Genomic DNA, 16,102 nt, shown 5'->3' on the forward strand with positions numbered 1-16,102 from the left:
AGGGGACGATGGGAGCACAATAAGGACCTCGATGTTCGCTGCGCGGCCCCTCTCCCGTTCCTCAAGAACCGTCCGCAGCGGCCGGTCTTGCCGCGCGTCGCTGGTCGCGCTGCTGATCGTCGTTCCCGGTCTGCCGGCGACGGCGCAGACCGGACTTCGGCCTTCCCTCGCCGGTACCGCCTCGCCGACACCGGCGACACCCGAGCAGTTGAAGCAGCGCGAGCAGGAGCTCGAGGCCGCCCGCGCGGCCCAGAAGGCCGCCGCCGAGGCCCAGGAGCGCCTGAAGGCCGACATCGCCGCGCTCGGCGAGGATCGCGGCAAGCTCAATCAGCAGCTGATCGACGTCGCCGCGCAGGTGCGCAGCGTCGAGGTGCGGGTTGGCGAGGCCGAAACGCGGCTGCGCGGGCTCGACGGCCGCGAGCAGGATCTGCGCACCTCACTGGAGGCACGGCGCTCCGAGATCATCGAGGTTCTGGCTGCGCTGCAGCGCGCCGGCCGCCGCACGCCGCCGGCCCTGCTCGTCCGTCCCGAGGATGCGCTGCAGTCGCTGCGGACCGCCATGCTGCTGGGCGCCGTGATCCCGGAGATGCGTGGCCGCGCTGAAAAGCTCTCGACCGATCTCGGCGAGCTCGTCGCCATCCGCAAGACGATCGCCAGCGAACGCGACAAGCTCGCCGGCGACCGCGACAGGCTGCGGACCGATCAGACCCGTCTCGCGGCCCTGGTAGAGGAACGCCAGCGCAAGCAGAGCTCGGCCGAGAAGGACATGGAAGCCGAAAGCGCGCGCGCCGCTGTGCTGGCCCAGCAGATCGACTCGCTGCAAGGGCTGATCACGACGATGGAGCTCGATCTCAAGAGCGCCGCCAAGGCCGCGTCGACGGCGAGCCTGCAGGGCGTGCCGGTCAACAGCAAGCCGGACGCGAATGCGCTGCGCAACCCGGGCCGCAAGGCGCCCGCGATCGCGTTCGCCTCGACCAAGGGCATGCTGACGTTTCCCGTCAACGGCACCAAGATTCGCGAATTTGGCGCGTCGGACGGCGCCGGAGGCTCCGATAAAGGCATTTCTTTGGCAGCCCGGCCGGGCGCCCAGGTCACAACCCCGTGTGATGGCTGGGTTGTGTATGCGGGTCCCTTCCGCAGCTACGGACAACTCTTGATCCTCAACGCCGGTGGCGGGTATCATGTCCTGATCGCCGGGATGGAGCGCATTTCCGTCAACATCGGGCAGTTTGTTCAGACGGGAGAACCGGTCGCGACCATGGGTAACTCGTCCCAGGTCGCCTCCATTCTCGCTACCAACGCGAGTCAACCAGTGCTCTATGTCGAGTTCCGTAAGGACGGCACTCCAATCGATCCAGGCCCATGGTGGGCCGCAAATGAAGGCGAAAAGGTACGCGGATGATGCGTAAGACTTCGGTAATTCTCCTGAGCGCGGCCACCGGTGCGGCATTGACCCTGTTCGTCTCGCAACCGCGCGCGGTGTTGATGGGATCGACGGCGCGCGCCGCGACCGCCGATACCTATCGCCAGCTCAATCTGTTCGGCGACGTGTTCGAGCGGGTGCGCAGCGATTATGTCGAGAAGCCCGACGATTCGAAGCTGGTCGAGTCCGCGATCAGCGGCATGCTCTCGGGCCTTGATCCGCATTCGAGCTACATGGATGCGAAGAGCTTCCGCGACATGCAGGTGCAGACCCGCGGCGAGTTCGGCGGCCTCGGCATCGAAGTGACGATGGAAGACGGCCTGATCAAGGTGGTGTCGCCGATCGACGATACGCCGGCCTCGAAGGCGGGCATCCAGGCCAACGACATCATCACCAATCTCGACGACGAAGCCGTGCAGGGCCTGACCCTCAACCAGGCGGTCGAGAAGATGCGCGGCCCGGTCGGCACCAAGATCAAGCTGAAGGTCGTGCGCAAGGGCGCCGACAATCCGCTCGACGTGACGCTGACCCGCGACAACATCCGCGTCCGCTCGGTGCGCTCGCGCACCGAGAGCGACGACATCGCCTATGTCCGCATCACCACCTTCAACGAGCAGACCACCGAGGGCCTGAAGAAGAGCATCGCCGACCTGCAGAACCAGATCGGTGACAAGCTGAAGGGCTACATCATCGACCTGCGCAACAATCCGGGCGGCCTGCTCGAGGAGGCGGTCACCGTCTCCGACGCGTTCCTGGAGCGCGGCGAGATCGTCTCGACCCGCGGCCGCAATGCCGAGGAGACGCAGCGCCGTGCGGCGCATGCCGGCGACCTCACCAAGGGCAAGCCGGTCATCGTGCTGATCAATGGCGGCTCGGCTTCGGCGTCGGAGATCGTGGCCGGCGCGCTGCAGGACCACAAGCGCGCGACCCTGGTCGGCACCCGCTCGTTCGGCAAGGGCTCGGTGCAGACCATCATCCCGCTCGGCGCCGGCAATGGCGCGCTGCGGCTGACCACCGCGCGCTACTACACGCCGTCGGGCAAGTCGATCCAGGCCAAGGGCATCGTGCCCGACATCGAGGTGCTGCAGGACGTGCCGGATGAGCTGAAGTCGCGCACCGACACCAAGGGCGAGGCTTCGCTGCGCGGCCATCTGAAGAACGACGGCGACGAGAAGACCGGCTCGCAATCCTACGTGCCGCCGGACGCCAAGGACGACAAGGCGCTCAAAATGGCCGCCGACCTCCTCCACGGCATCAAGAACAGCGCCAACACGCCGGCGCCGACCGAGAAGGCCGCGGCCGACAAGCCGGCCAAGGCTGCGAACTGAGAGGCTGCGAACTAGGCGGCAGCCGACAGACGCGCATCGGGTTTGAAGGGCGGCCTCCGGGCCGCCCTTTCCTCTTCTCTTTGGCTTCTTGCTTTCCCGCTCCGCCGATCTACGGGCTTTGGGAGACTGGCCCTGCGTCCGAATCCTCGCCGTGGTATCGTCGACCCGATTGATTCGGGAATTTCGATGACAGAGACGGCCGACGAGCTGAGCGCCCCGCTCGGACAGACGGAAACGCGTCGCAAGCGCCGCATTCGGCTTCCCTTCACGGCCCTGCAGGCCCTTGCGATGCTGCTCGGCCTGTTCCTGGTCGTCTTCGCCGGCTTTGCGATGTTCAACGACAATCCGCTCGGTGGCGAGCCGGTCGCCCGCGTCGCGATCAACGAAGGCGCAAGGCCTGCCGACGACAAGGCCGCCAAGCCGGATGGCAAGTCTGAGGCAAAGGTCGATCACGGCGCGGCCCCCGCGGCCAAGCAGGAGGGCGGCGAGCGCAAGACGGTCACCATCATCGACGGCTCCAGCGGCACCCGCCAGGAGGTCGCGATCGGTGCCGGTGGCGAGACGGCGGAGCCTGGATCGGCCGCTCCGGCGAGCCAGATGCCCGGCGTGGACCCGCGGCTGCTGGAGAAGTCGCGCTACGGCATGATCCCGGTGATGGCCGACGGGCTGAAACCGTTCACCGCCTATGCGGCCGAGGCTGACCGCGCCAAGGCGGCGCGCATGCCGGCCGTCGCGATCGTGATCGGTGGTCTCGGCGTCGGCGCCGCGAAGACGGTGGACGCGATCATGAAGCTGCCGCCGGCGGTCACGCTGGCCTTCACGCCCTATGGCTCCGATCCGACCAAACTCGCCGAGCGCGCCCGGGCGCAGCGCCACGAGATCCTGCTCCAGGTCCCGATGGAGCCCTACGACTATCCCGACAACGATCCGGGTCCGCAGACGCTGCTCGCTACACTCGCACCGGACCAGAACATCGACCGGTTGTTCTGGCACATGAGCCGGCTGCAGGGTTACGTCGGCATCGGCAACTTCATGGGCGCGCGCTTCGTCGCAACGGAAGCGGCGATGCAGCCGATCGTGAACGAGGCCGCCAAGCGCGGCCTGGCCTTGTTCGACGATGGCGCAGCCCCGCGCAGCGTGGCGGCCTCGCTGGCCACGGGACGCGCGATGCCGTTCGCGAAGGGCGACGTCGCCATCGACGCGGTGCCGACCCCGGTCGAGATCGACAATGCGCTCGCCAAGCTCGAAAGCCTGGCCAAGGAGCGTGGCGTCGCCGTCGGGACCGCGTCGGCGCTGCCGGTCTCGATCGACCGCATCGGCACCTGGATCAAGGGGCTCGACCGCAAGGGCATTCTGCTGGTGCCATTGACAACCGCGATGCTGAAATCAAAATCGAACTGAACGAACGTGCGCCGGCCCGACTGGCGACGTGACAGCGTGAGGCCTGCGCAGCGAGGCGCAGGGTCCCGCAGGAAGGCCGAGACCGGAATGACGCGCTACGAGGACCTGCCTTACCGCACCTGCGTCGGCATCATGCTGATCAATTCGGAGGGGCTGGTTTTCATCGGTCGCCGCGCCGGCGGGATCGAGCATGTCGACGACACCCATGTCTGGCAGATGCCGCAGGGCGGCGTTGATCCCGGCGAGGATGCCTGGGAGGCGGCCAAACGCGAGCTGTACGAAGAGACCAGCGTGCGCTCCGTCGAGAAGCTGGCCGAGGTCGGGGACTGGCTGACCTACGACATCCCGCGCACGGTCGCGGGTCGCGCCTGGAAGGGCCGCTATCGCGGCCAGCGCCAGAAATGGTTCGCGCTGCGTTTCACCGGGCCCGATGCCGAGATCAACGTCGAGCGGCCCGGCGGCGGCCACCACAAGGCGGAATTCGTCAGCTGGCGCTGGGAGCCGATGAAGAACCTGCCGGGGCTGATCGTGCCGTTCAAGCGGCCGGTCTATGAGCGGGTGGTGAAGGAATTCGCCACGCTGGCTGGCGGCTGACTCGCGATCGCGGGCCGACCGCGACGCGTGGCCGAAACCGTGTCATACGCTCGCACTGCAAAGAATCTCTGCAGATCCGTCGCGACAACGCCGTCACGATGCGTTGCCATGCGAGACGAAGCCCCACGGATATGAGCATGACCGAAACCAGACCCTACCGGCCGAATGTCGGCATCGCCCTGCTCAATGCCGAAGGCCTCGTCTTCCTCGGGCGCCGCTTCCGCGACGACGGGCCGGAGATCGTCCTGCCCGGCCTCGAATGGCAGATGCCGCAAGGCGGCGTCGACCCCGGCGAGGATCTGCAGGCGGCGGCGCGGCGCGAGCTGTGGGAGGAGACCGGCATTCGCGACGCCGACATCCTCGGCGAGACCGACTGGCTGACTTACGAATTTCCCCCATTCGAGGATCCGAACCACCGGCTCGCGCGCTTTCGCGGCCAGCGCCAGAAATGGTTCGCGATGCGTTTCACCGGACGCGAGGGCGACATCGATCCGGTGACGCCGCGCAACGACCAGCCGGCCGAGTTCGACGCCTGGCGCTGGGAGCGGCTCGCGCGCATTCCGGATCTGGTGGTGCCGTTCCGCCGAGAGGTCTACCGCGCGGTGGCGCAGGCCTTTGCGCATCTCGCCAAAGCTGGCGACTGATCAACGAAGAGTGAGGCTCACCGTCATTCCGGCCTCGCGCTCCGCGCGCCTCGGAAAGACGAGGTCGAGAGAGTTCGCCGGCTTAATTGTCCTCGACCGTAAACGGGCCGATCGCGATCACCCGGCAATCGCTGTCGCGCGTGGCGCAATCGGCCAGCGCGCCGCCGATCGCGGTCTCCTCGCGATCGCCGTTGAGGCCGAAGCCGGGACGGCCAGCCGTTCCGACCGCGACTGCATTCCAGCCCGACGGCGCGGCCTCGAGGCGCCGCGCCACCTCCTCGCGCGTCTCCGGGGCGATCGCCTGATGGTTGACCGCGCGGAAGAAGCCGGTGGCTTTCATCACCGTCGGCACCGGCACAACGAAGGCATCGTCGAGCGCAACGATGATGCAGGCGGTCCCCGCCTGGGCACCGCAGGCTTCGAGATTGCGGCGAACCACGTCGTCGACGAGGTCGCCGCCGACGCTATAGAAGAACTGCCCGCCGGGCCCGAGCGCGATGGCCTTGGTCCGTCGCGCCGTGCCGTAGTTCGCCTCGAGCCGGGCTCGGCCTGTATCGCGCACCAGCGGCATCTCTGCAGCGCTGAAGGCGCGCTCGGTCATCGGGTCGTGGCGCACCCAGGGCTGCGGCGGCAACGGTGGCTTGCTGTGCACGTAGACGACGCTGTCGCCGACGGCATAGAGCTCGCATTTGCGCGGTCCGTTCGCGTTTTCCGCGCGCTGCTGGCACTGCTCCAGCGCAGCCGATTTCGCGGCCTCATCGCTCGCCTGTCCGGTGACATAGGCGCTGACGCCGTTGATCGTTGTCGCGAACGCCTTGTGATCCGGTGCCAGCACGTAGTCGCGCGCCAGCGCAATGCGGGTCCGCTCGCTCACGAACGGCACGGCTTCAGGTGCGAACTTCTCGGCGGCGACAACGGACGAAGGTTGCGGTGACGGCTGCGGCGAGGCAGCGGGCTGCACGGCGACGGATGACTGCGTCGCCGCGGGGGACGGAGATGAAGACGGGGCCGAGGAAGGCGAAGCCGGCGTGGCCGACAGCCGGGCCAGCGCCTCCGCCGCCGCCTTGGCGGCATCGCGCTGCACAGGATGCGGATCGCGGTAGTCCAGATAGAGCTCAGTCCCGACCCCGACGGCTCCGAGCGCAACCAGGGCGGCCGCAATTCGCCAGATCAGGCGGAGCCCGCCGCCGCGGGCGACTTTCTTTTCTTCCGGCGGCGCGTAGGTGCCGTCCTCGCGGCGCATCGCGACCCGATAGGCGTGCACCGGGGTCGGGATGTTCTTGACCTCCCGCGCACCCATGTCGGCGAACTGCACCGACAGCTTATTGGCGACCTGCTCGTGCACCGCGCGCGAGATGCAGATGCCGCCGACATCGGCGAGCCCCTCCAGCCTGGCTGCGATGTTGACGCCGTCACCGAGCAGATCGCCGTCGCGCTCGACGACGTCGCCGATGGTGATGCCGATGCGGTAGCTCATCTGCCGGTTCGGCGGATAGGCCATGTTGCGCGTGCGCAGGCTCTCCTGAATGTCGATCGCGCAGCGCACCGCTTCGACCGCGCTGGGAAACTCCGCGAGGACGGCATCGCCCGCGGTGTTGAAGATGCGGCCACCGGCGCGCGCGATGAAGTCGTCGACCACTTCGCGATAGGCCGCCAGACGCCGCAGCGTCTCCTCTTCATCCTCGGCGACGAGGCGGGAATAGCCGGCAATATCGGCGGCAAAAATCGCCGCGATCTTGCGCTTCAACACGATCTGCCCTGCCATGTCACCACGCCCAGTCGAACGGCCGGGAGCATGCCGTCAGATCGGCGAGCACGCAACCGGCATCCCTTGCTAGTAGTCATCCGCCGGCCCCGGACGTTCGAGCCGGAAAACGAAAATGGCCGGGCAGAGCCCGGCCATGAACGTTCATTCATACGTCGTGCTGTTGGATCAATGCAGCGCGGTCGTGTTGAGCTGCTGCTGGATCGTCTTGAAGTGATCGAGCCGCTCGATCGCACGATCGAGCTCGTTGCCCTGCTTCTCGTTCAGCTTGGATTCCATGCCGGCGATCTCGGCCGCGAAAGCGGTCTGGTCGAGCTCCTTCAGCGACGTCGCGACGTCGGCCAGAACCGTCAGACCCTTGTCCGAGATCTCGGCGAGGCCGCCGAGCACGATGATCTTCTGCTGCGAGCCGCCAGCGGTCACCGTCAGGATACCCGGCCGCAGCGTCGCCACGAATGGCGCATGGCCGGCGAGCACGCCGAAATCACCCTCCTGGCCGGGAACGTCGACCTGGTCGACCTCGCCCGAGAAGGCGATCTTTTCCGGCGAGACGAGATCGAAATGGAAAGTAGCCATTGGGAAACCTGCGAATAGCGAATAGCGAATGGCGAGTAGTGAAGGAGGAAGCAGCGAACAGTTCGTCTATTCGCTACTCCCTATTCGCTATTCGCCCTTAGGCCGCCTCGGCGGCCAGCTTCTTGCCCTTCTCGACCGCCTCGTCGATGTTGCCGACCATGTAGAAGGCGGCCTCCGGCAGGTGGTCGTACTTGCCTTCACACAGGCCCTTGAAGCCCTTGATGGTGTCGGCGAGGTCGACGAACTTGCCCGGCGATCCCGTGAAGATTTCGGCGACGTGGAACGGCTGCGACAGGAAGCGCTCGATCTTGCGGGCGCGGGCCACGGTCAGCTTGTCCTCTTCCGACAGTTCGTCCATGCCCAGGATGGCGATGATGTCCTGCAGCGACTTGTAGCGCTGCAGGATCTGCTGGACCTGACGCGCGGTCTGATAGTGCTCCTCGCCGACGACCAGCGGGGAGAGCATGCGCGAGGTCGAGTCGAGCGGGTCCACGGCCGGGTAGATGCCCTTTTCCGAGATCGCGCGGTTGAGCACGGTGGTGGCGTCCAAGTGGGCGAACGAGGTCGCCGGCGCCGGGTCGGTCAAGTCGTCGGCCGGCACGTAGATCGCCTGCACCGAGGTGATCGAGCCCTTGTTGGTGGTGGTGATGCGCTCCTGCAGCGCGCCCATGTCGGTGGCGAGCGTCGGCTGATAACCCACCGCCGAGGGGATGCGGCCGAGCAGCGCCGACACTTCCGAGCCGGCCTGGGTGAAGCGGAAGATGTTGTCGACGAAGAACAGCACGTCCTGGCCCTGGTCACGGAAGTGCTCGGCGACGGTCAGGCCGGTCAGGCCGACGCGGGCGCGGGCGCCCGGCGGCTCGTTCATCTGGCCGAACACCAGCGCGCACTTCGACTTGACGCTCGGATCGGGATTGTGCGGATCGGCGTTGACCTTGGATTCGATGAACTCGTGATAGAGGTCGTTGCCTTCACGGGTACGCTCGCCGACGCCGGCGAACACCGAATAACCACCGTGCGCCTTGGCGACGTTGTTGATCAGCTCCTGGATCAGCACGGTCTTTCCGACGCCGGCGCCGCCGAACAGGCCGATCTTGCCGCCCTTGGCGTAGGGCGCCAGGAGGTCGACGACCTTGATGCCGGTGACGAGGATTTCCGCTTCGGTCGACTGGTCGGTGTAGCTCGGCGCGTCCGCGTGGATCGGGCGCAGGCCCTCGGCCTCGACCGGGCCGGCCTCGTCGATCGGCTCGCCGATCACGTTCATGATGCGGCCGAGCGTGCCGACGCCGACCGGCACCCGGATCGGCGACCCGGTGTCGCTGACTTCCTGGCCGCGAACCAGGCCCTCGGTGGTGTCCATCGCGATGGTGCGCACGGTGGACTCGCCGAGATGCTGGGCGACCTCAAGCACGAGGCGGTTGCCGCCGTTCTTGGTTTCGAGCGAGTTGAGAATGGCCGGCAGGTGACCTTCGAACTGCACGTCGACGACGGCGCCGATGACCTGGGTGATGCGACCGATCTGGTTGGCTGCGGTAGCCATTGGATTTCTCTCCTTACGATCCGTATACGAAACCACGGTCGGCTCGACCGGGATATGTCCTTGGGTTGCGCTTCAACGGGGCGCGACGCGATCCGGTTAGACCGCCTCGGCGCCCGAAATGATTTCGATCAGTTCCTTGGTGATCATCGCCTGACGCGTGCGGTTGTAGATCAGCGTCTGCTTGCGGATCATCTCGCCGGCGTTGCGGGTGGCGTTGTCCATGGCCGACATCTGCGCCCCGTAGAACGAGGCGTTGTTTTCGAGCAGCGCGCGGAAGATCTGCACCGCGAGATTGCGCGGCAGCAGTCCGGCCAGGATCTCGTCCTCCTCCGGCTCATACTCGTAAGGCGCCAGCGGCGCCGCGTTGGCGGGCCGCGCCTCGACCACCAGCGGAATGATCTGCTGGGCGGTCGGGATCTGCGCGATCACCGAGCGGAAGCGCGAATAGAACAGCGTGCAGACGTCGAACTCGCCGGCATCGAAACGGGCGATGACCTTCTTGGCGATCTCGTCGGCATTGGCGAAGCCGATCTGGCGCACCGAGCGCAGGTCCATGTGCTCGACGATCTGCTTGTCGAACTGGCGGCGAAGCTGCTCATAACCTTTGCGGCCGACGCAGAAGAACTTCACCTCCTTGCCCTGGTTCATCAGGGCGAGCGCACGCTCGCGCGCCAGGCGGACGATCGAGGAGTTGAACGCGCCGGACAGGCCGCGCTCGCCGGTGCAGACCAGCAGCAGGTGCACCTGGTCGCGACCGGTACCCGCGAGCAGCTTCGGCCCGCCGGCGGAGGCGATGGTGGCGCTCGCGATGTTGGAGATCACAGCGTCCATCTTCTCGGCATAGGGACGCGCCGCCTCGGCCGCGAGCTGCGCACGGCGCAGCTTGGAGGCCGCGACCATCTGCATGGCCTTGGTGATCTTCTGCGTCGCCTTGGTCGAGGCGATGCGGACCCGCATGTCTTTCAGTGACGCCATTGTTCGTCGATCTCACCCCGGCGGCCGGATCCCCTTGGGACCTTGCCGTTCAACCCTCGAGATTGGTCATGCCCGGCCTGGTGCCGGACATGAGATGTCTTGTTGTCCCACGTCGACGACGTTGATGGCCGGGCGAAGTCCGGCCATCCTTTGCCGTCAGGCGAAGGTCTTGGCGAAGCCTTCGACCACCGCCTTCAGCTTGGCGGCGCTGTCGTCGGACAGATCCTTGCTGTCACGGATCGCGTTCAGCAGGTCGGCATTCTTGCCGCGCAGCAGCGACAGCAGGCCGTCCTCGAACGCGCGCACCTTGTTGAGCGGGAGCGGATCGAGATAGCCGTTGGTGCCGGCCCAGATCACGCAGACCTGCTCTTCCATCTTCAGCGGCGAGAACTGCGGCTGCTTCAGGAGCTCGGTCAGGCGCGCGCCGCGGTTGAGCAGGCGCTGGGTCGAGGCGTCCAAGTCGGAGCCGAACTGCGCGAACGCCGCCATTTCGCGGTACTGCGCCAGCTCGCCCTTGATCTTGCCGGCGACCTTCTTCATCGCCTTGGTCTGGGCCGAGGAGCCGACGCGCGACACCGACAGACCGACGTTCACGGCAGGACGGATGCCCTGGAAGAACAGATCGGTCTCCAGGAAGATCTGGCCGTCAGTGATCGAAATGACGTTGGTCGGAATGTAGGCCGACACGTCGTTGGCCTGGGTCTCGATGACGGGCAGCGCGGTGAGCGACCCCAGACCATGGTCCTTGCTGAGCTTGGCGGCCCGCTCGAGCAGGCGCGAATGCAGATAGAACACGTCGCCCGGATAGGCCTCGCGGCCCGGCGGACGGCGCAGCAGCAGCGACATCTGGCGATAGGCGACGGCCTGCTTCGACAGATCGTCATAGATGATGACGGCGTGCATGCCGTTGTCGCGGAAGTACTCGCCCATGGTGCAGCCGGTGAACGGCGCGAGATACTGCATCGGAGCCGGATCGGACGCGGTGGCGGCGATGACGATCGAGTATTCCAGCGCGCCCTGCTCTTCGAGCACCTTGACGAACTGAGCAACGGTGGAGCGCTTCTGGCCGATCGCGACGTAGACGCAATACAGCTTCTGGCTCTCGGGGGCGCCGGCAACGTTGAGCGGCTTCTGGTTCAGGATGGTGTCGAGCGCGATCGCGGTCTTGCCGGTCTGACGGTCACCAATGATCAGCTCGCGCTGGCCACGGCCGACCGGGATCAGGGCATCGATCGCCTTGAGGCCGGTCGACATCGGCTCGTTCACCGACTTGCGCGGAATGATGCCGGGGGCCTTGACGTCGACGCGCTTGCGCTCGGTCGCCTGGATCGGGCCCTTGCCGTCGATCGGATTGCCGAGCGCGTCGACGACGCGGCCGAGCAGACCCTTGCCGACCGGAGCGTCGACGATGGCGCGGGTGCGCTTGACGGTCTGGCCTTCCTTGATCTCGCGGTCGGCGCCGAAGATGACGACGCCGACATTGTCGGTCTCGAGGTTCAGCGCCATGCCGCGGGTGCCGTTCTCGAACTCGACCATCTCACCGGCCTGGACGTTGTCGAGACCGTAGACGCGGGCGATACCGTCACCGACGGACAGCACCTGTCCGACTTCGGTAACTTCGGCTTCCTGCCCGAAATTCTTGATCTGGTCCTTGAGGATCGCGGAAATTTCCGCGGCGCGGATGTCCATCAGCCTGCCTCTTTCATCGCGTGCTTGATCGAGTTGAGTTTGGTGCGAAGCGAACTATCGATCATGCGGCTGCCGAGCTTGACGACGAGCCCGCCGATAATCGCTGGATCGACTTTCACGTTGAGCGCGACGTCCTTGCCGGTCACCGTCTTCAGTGAGGCCTTCAAGGCGTCGAGATTCTTGTCGGAGAGCGGCTCGGCGACGGTGACGTCGGCCGTGGCCTCTCCCTTGTATTTGGCGACCAGCGCATTGAAGGCGCGGATCACGTCGGTCACCGCGAACAGGCGGCGGTTGGCGGTCAGCACGCGCAGCACGTTGGCGGCGACGCCGGCGATGCCGGCCTTGTCCAGCACCGCATTGAGCGCCTTGAGCTGCACATCCGCACCGAACACCGGACTGCGGACAAGGCGCTTGAGATCGGCGCTCTCATCGAGGAGGGCATTGAACCTGTCGAGATCGGCCTTGACCGCATCGACGGACTTTTCGTCACGGGCCAGTTCAAACAGGGCCGTCGCGTAACGACCGGACACACCGGATACGGAGGGATCTTCAGCAGCCACAGACGTGCTCTTTTTATATGTGCCCAACCCACAAGGGGGACACCGGCGCGCCGCTGCGGCGCAAACCGGTTAAGCCCTTGGAATTCAAGCAGGACTTTGATTTTCGATCGCCGCGGGAGCAGCTTGATCACGAAAAGCGGCGCTTTGCTAACATAGCGTACGCGCAGCCGCAACAAGCGGCGGCCCGCTATTCGGCACCTTGTTGCCGCGCCGCGGTCGGAGCGTAAGCGCCCGTCCAACGGACACGCTGATCGCGCCCAACACGCGACCCGACCCCAATACCAATCACTTCGGACAAGGTTCCAGCTGTTGCTGCATGGCCGCCATGCTGGTTTGGCCTTGACTCCCGTTGGCGGTGCCCGGCGGCCGCCGGCCGGCCCGCATCGACATTACTTGCTGACATCTTGGCGTCCTAAGCGAGAACTTAAATCAACAGTATTTTGAAGTATTTGATCGTTAAAGAAGCGTTAAAGCAACGGATTACGGAATTTTCCGTGATGAGTAGACCGCGATGCAAGATGTTTCGATCAGAGCGAAACAATTTCTACTGCCCCATTCACGCCTCATTGCCCCACCAAACGGCGCCCGCCTCAACACCTGACGGGGGTTCACTGGCCGCAGAACGCGGCAATACTGTTCGAGGGACATAGATGCTGAAACTGAAGAACATCTCGGCTGGCAAAATCGCCGGCTCGCGCACCGCGCTCGCTGTTGCCGTGACGCTGATCGTCGGCGGCAGCGCCACCGAAGCCTCGGCCCGGTCCAGGCACCACCAGCACCACGCTCGCCACCACCATCACCACATGTCGCGCCATGCTGCTCAGCCCGCGGCCGACTCGTTCTCGAACGGATGGTCGTCCAACGGCTCCTCGTGGATGAACTCCAACGCAGCGGTCACGCCGTCGTCCGGCACCGGCCGCAGCTTCTCCGGCATGGCGTCGTACTACGGCAACGAGTCCGGCAGCCGCACTGCCTCCGGCCAGCGCATGAACGCCAACGCCATGACCTGCGCGCACCGCTCGCTGCCGTTCGGCACCAAGCTGCGCGTGACCCATGGCGGCAACAGCGTCATCGTCACCGTCAACGACCGCGGCCCGTTCATCCGTGGCCGTGTGCTCGACCTCTCGACCGGCGCCGCCCGCGCCATCGGCCTGACCCGCGCCGGCGTCGGCCGCGTCACCGCTGAGGTCGTGTCGTAAGATACCCGATCTTTCCGCGCGTCATTGCGAGGAGCGAAGCGACGAAGCAATCCAGAGTCCCAACCCGGCCCTGGATTGCTTCGCTGCGCTCGCAATGACGGTGGAGAGAGCGCTACAGGAAGCTCTGCGGGTCGACGTCGACCTCGAGCTTGAGATTGCCCTTGGGCTTCTCGGCATGCGCCAGCCAGTGGCGCAGATAATCCGACAGGTCGAAATTGCGGGCCGACTTGAGCAGCAGCCGAAAGCGGTAGCGGCCCTTGATCACCGCAAGCGGCGCCTCGGCTGGGCCAAGCAGCAGCACACCCTCCTCGCGCGGCGCCGACGCGACCAGCCGGCGGGCGAAGCCCTCTGCGGTGGGCCGGTCTCCGGCCGAGATGATCAGGCTCGCGAGCCGCCCGAAGGGCGGATAGCCGGTGCGCTCGCGGACGTCGATCTCGCTGGTGTAGAAGGCCTCGCGGTCGCAGGCGACCAGCGCCTTCATGACGGGATGCTCGGGCTGGTGGGTCTGCAGGTAGCCTCGGCCTCGCCCCTGCTCACGGCCGGCGCGGCCGATCACCTGGTTCAGGAGCTGCCAGGTGCGCTCGGCGGCGCGCGGATCGCCATTGCCGAGGCCGAGATCGGCATCGACCACACCGACGAGATTGAGCCGCGGAAAGTTATGCCCCTTGGCGACGAGCTGGGTGCCGATGATGAGATCGACGCGGCCTTCCGCGATCTCCGTCAGCTCGGCGCGCATGGTCTCGATCGAGGTGATCAGATCGCTCGACAGCACCATGCTGCGCGCCTCCGGAAACAGCGCCGCCGCCTCCTCCTGCAACCTCTCCACGCCGGGTCCCACCGCGACCAGCGATTCCTCGGCCGCGCAGTGCGGACAGCTCGGCGGACGCGGCATCGAGAAGCCGCAATGGTGGCAGACCAGCCGCTGGCGAAAGCGGTGATCGACCAGCCAGGCGTCGCAGATGGTGCAGGCGAAGCGGTGACCGCAGGCGCGGCACAGGGTGAGCGGCGCATAGCCGCGGCGGTTCAGGAACAGCAGCGCCTGCTCGCCGCGCTCGATCGCGGTGCGGATCTCGCCGGCCAGCCGCGGCGAGATGTAGCGGCCGCGCGGCGGCGGCTCGCGCCGGAGATCGATGGCCTCGATATGCGGCATGTGCTGGCCGCCGAAGCGCGACGGCAGCGCCACGCGCTGGTAGCGGCCCTTGCGGGCATTGACCTCGGTCTCCACCGAGGGCGTCGCTGACGCCAGCACCACCGGGATCTTGGCGATGTGGCCGCGCACCACGGCCATGTCGCGGGCGTGGTAATGGGCGCCCTCGTCCTGCTTGTAGGCCTGGTCGTGCTCCTCGTCGACGATGATCAGGCCGAGATCGGCATAGGGCAGGAACAGCGCCGAGCGGGCGCCGACGACCACCGGCGCCTCGCCGGCGGCGATCGAAGCCCAGTTGCGCTGACGGTTGCGCGGGGTCAGCTCGGAATGCCATTCCAGCGGGCGGACGCCGAAGCGGCGCGAGAAGCGCTCCAGGAATTGGCCGGTCAGCGCGATCTCCGGCATCAGGATCAGCGACTGCCGGCCGCGGCGGACCGTTTCGGCCACCGCCTCGAAATAGACTTCCGTCTTGCCTGACCCAGTGACGCCGTCGAGCAGCGCAACCTGGAACGTGCCGCTCGCGGCCAGCGCCCGCATCGCCTCGACGCCGGCCTGCTGCGCGTCGAAGAACTCCGGCCGGGCGAAGTCGGGATCGGGCGCCGGCGGCGCCAGCGTCCGCGGCATCGCCTCCACCGTCAAGGTGCCCTCGTCGACCAGGCCGTCGATCACGCCCCCGGACACGCCGACCTCGCGCGCCAGATCCGACTTGCCGTGCAGCAGGCCGTCGGAAACGGCGTCGATGACGCGGCGGCGTGACGGCGTCAGCCGCTTCGGCGGCTCGCCGACCAGCCGGACGCCGAGGCGAACGCGCTCCGGGCCGAGATGCTCGCCCATGCGCAGGGACATCCGCAGCACCATGCCGCGGGGCGACAGCGTATAATTGGCGACCCAGTCGATCAGGGACCGCAGCTCCGGCTTGAGCGGCGGCACATCGAGCTTCTCGCTGACGTCCTTGAGCCGGTTGTGCAGGCGCGGATCGGGATTGGCATTCTCGGCCCACACCACCGCCAGCACCTCGCGCGGGCCCAGCGGCACGCCGACGACATCGCCAGCCCTCAGATCCATGCCGCGCGGCACACGGTAGGAATAGGTGTGGTCCAGCGCGACCGGAACCAGCACGTCGACCACGCCGGTCGCGCTGGCTGCACCTGGAAAGAGATCGGTCGGGCGGTCCATGAGGCCGGAGATAGCCTTGCTCTGGCTGAAGCGAAAGCCGCCCGGCAAAGTTAGCGAACGGTAAAGGACGATAGTGGGATATACA

General features: G+C 66.6%; 13 protein-coding genes. 6 read left to right on the forward strand and 7 right to left on the reverse strand.

Translation table 11 applies throughout. The features are described from left to right. The first annotated feature begins 31 nt into the window (after positions 1 to 31). The 5 genes from QX039_RS17165 (at position 32) to QX039_RS17185 (ending at position 5,390) form a co-directional block, all read left to right on the forward strand. On the forward strand, positions 32 to 1,402 hold the full coding sequence (locus QX039_RS17165; protein ID WP_315770539.1) for a murein hydrolase activator EnvC family protein: 1,371 nt from the start codon (positions 32 to 34) through the stop codon (positions 1,400 to 1,402). Further along, positions 1,399 to 2,751 (forward strand): S41 family peptidase, encoded by a 1,353-nt coding sequence (locus QX039_RS17170; protein WP_315740726.1) that lies wholly within the window; start codon positions 1,399 to 1,401, stop codon positions 2,749 to 2,751. The genes QX039_RS17165 and QX039_RS17170 overlap by 4 nt, the downstream gene beginning before the upstream one ends. A 186-nt stretch (positions 2,752 to 2,937) precedes the next feature. Further along, on the forward strand, positions 2,938 to 4,152 hold the full coding sequence (locus QX039_RS17175; protein WP_315740725.1) for a divergent polysaccharide deacetylase family protein: 1,215 nt from the start codon (positions 2,938 to 2,940) through the stop codon (positions 4,150 to 4,152). An 87-nt stretch (positions 4,153 to 4,239) separates the two neighbouring features. Continuing rightward, positions 4,240 to 4,746, forward strand: coding sequence for an RNA pyrophosphohydrolase (locus QX039_RS17180; protein ID WP_315740724.1), 507 nt, complete (start codon positions 4,240 to 4,242; stop codon positions 4,744 to 4,746). A gap of 137 nt (positions 4,747 to 4,883) precedes the next feature. Next, on the forward strand, positions 4,884 to 5,390 hold the full coding sequence (locus tag QX039_RS17185) for an RNA pyrophosphohydrolase (RefSeq protein ID WP_315740723.1): 507 nt from the start codon (positions 4,884 to 4,886) through the stop codon (positions 5,388 to 5,390). An 82-nt stretch (positions 5,391 to 5,472) separates the two neighbouring features. Here QX039_RS17185 and QX039_RS17190 read toward each other — a convergent pair whose 3' ends face one another. The 6 genes from QX039_RS17190 to QX039_RS17215 form a co-directional block, all read right to left on the reverse strand. Then, the gene (locus QX039_RS17190) at positions 5,473 to 7,155 is read right to left on the reverse strand and encodes an adenylate/guanylate cyclase domain-containing protein (RefSeq protein WP_315740722.1); all 1,683 of its coding nucleotides are present in this window, start codon (positions 7,153 to 7,155) and stop codon (positions 5,473 to 5,475) included. Between the two features lie 168 nt (positions 7,156 to 7,323). Further along, complete coding sequence (locus QX039_RS17195) at positions 7,324 to 7,731, reverse strand: F0F1 ATP synthase subunit epsilon (protein WP_315740721.1); 408 nt, start codon at positions 7,729 to 7,731, stop codon at positions 7,324 to 7,326. Between the two features lie 97 nt (positions 7,732 to 7,828). Next, a complete protein-coding gene (atpD, locus tag QX039_RS17200) occupies positions 7,829 to 9,271 on the reverse strand; it encodes a F0F1 ATP synthase subunit beta (protein WP_315740720.1) in 1,443 nt (480 codons plus the stop codon). Positions 9,272 to 9,367: 96 nt separating this feature from the next. After that, entirely contained in the window at positions 9,368 to 10,246 is an 879-nt protein-coding gene (locus tag QX039_RS17205) for a F0F1 ATP synthase subunit gamma (RefSeq protein WP_315770540.1), read from the reverse strand. A 156-nt stretch (positions 10,247 to 10,402) separates the two neighbouring features. After that, a complete protein-coding gene (atpA, locus tag QX039_RS17210; RefSeq protein ID WP_315715935.1) occupies positions 10,403 to 11,935 on the reverse strand; it encodes a F0F1 ATP synthase subunit alpha in 1,533 nt (510 codons plus the stop codon). Beyond that, positions 11,935 to 12,495, reverse strand: coding sequence for a F0F1 ATP synthase subunit delta (locus QX039_RS17215; protein WP_315770542.1), 561 nt, complete (start codon positions 12,493 to 12,495; stop codon positions 11,935 to 11,937). Before QX039_RS17215 ends, atpA begins: the two co-directional genes overlap by 1 nt. A 650-nt stretch (positions 12,496 to 13,145) precedes the next feature. On the opposite strand from QX039_RS17215, the gene QX039_RS17220 reads away from it, so the two are divergent. Next, entirely contained in the window at positions 13,146 to 13,694 is a 549-nt protein-coding gene (locus QX039_RS17220) for a septal ring lytic transglycosylase RlpA family protein (protein WP_315740717.1), read from the forward strand. A 112-nt stretch (positions 13,695 to 13,806) separates the two neighbouring features. Here QX039_RS17220 and QX039_RS17225 read toward each other — a convergent pair whose 3' ends face one another. Continuing rightward, complete coding sequence (locus QX039_RS17225; protein ID WP_315770544.1) at positions 13,807 to 16,017, reverse strand: primosomal protein N'; 2,211 nt, start codon at positions 16,015 to 16,017, stop codon at positions 13,807 to 13,809. Between the last annotated feature and the right edge of the window lie 85 nt (positions 16,018 to 16,102).

Source organism: Bradyrhizobium sp. SZCCHNR1043 (assembly GCF_032489675.1).
Lineage (GTDB): Bacteria > Pseudomonadota > Alphaproteobacteria > Rhizobiales > Xanthobacteraceae > Bradyrhizobium.

Excerpts from the sequence above, each read along its gene's own strand:
- QX039_RS17180 (WP_315740724.1), top strand. The coding sequence starts at position 4,240 with ATGACGCGCTACGAGGACCTGCCTTACCGCACCTGCGTCGGCATCATG.
- QX039_RS17165 (WP_315770539.1), top strand. The coding sequence starts at position 32 with ATGTTCGCTGCGCGGCCCCTCTCCCGTTCCTCAAGAACCGTCCGCAGC.
- QX039_RS17175 (WP_315740725.1), top strand. The coding sequence starts at position 2,938 with ATGACAGAGACGGCCGACGAGCTGAGCGCCCCGCTCGGACAGACGGAA.
- QX039_RS17185 (WP_315740723.1), top strand. The coding sequence starts at position 4,884 with ATGACCGAAACCAGACCCTACCGGCCGAATGTCGGCATCGCCCTGCTC.
- QX039_RS17220 (WP_315740717.1), top strand. The coding sequence starts at position 13,146 with ATGCTGAAACTGAAGAACATCTCGGCTGGCAAAATCGCCGGCTCGCGC.
- QX039_RS17195 (WP_315740721.1), bottom strand. The coding sequence starts at position 7,731 with ATGGCTACTTTCCATTTCGATCTCGTCTCGCCGGAAAAGATCGCCTTC.
- QX039_RS17225 (WP_315770544.1), bottom strand. The coding sequence starts at position 16,017 with ATGGACCGCCCGACCGATCTCTTTCCAGGTGCAGCCAGCGCGACCGGC.
- QX039_RS17170 (WP_315740726.1), top strand. The coding sequence starts at position 1,399 with ATGATGCGTAAGACTTCGGTAATTCTCCTGAGCGCGGCCACCGGTGCG.
- QX039_RS17190 (WP_315740722.1), bottom strand. The coding sequence starts at position 7,155 with ATGGCAGGGCAGATCGTGTTGAAGCGCAAGATCGCGGCGATTTTTGCC.
- atpD (WP_315740720.1), bottom strand. The coding sequence starts at position 9,271 with ATGGCTACCGCAGCCAACCAGATCGGTCGCATCACCCAGGTCATCGGC.
- atpA (WP_315715935.1), bottom strand. The coding sequence starts at position 11,935 with ATGGACATCCGCGCCGCGGAAATTTCCGCGATCCTCAAGGACCAGATC.
- QX039_RS17205 (WP_315770540.1), bottom strand. The coding sequence starts at position 10,246 with ATGGCGTCACTGAAAGACATGCGGGTCCGCATCGCCTCGACCAAGGCG.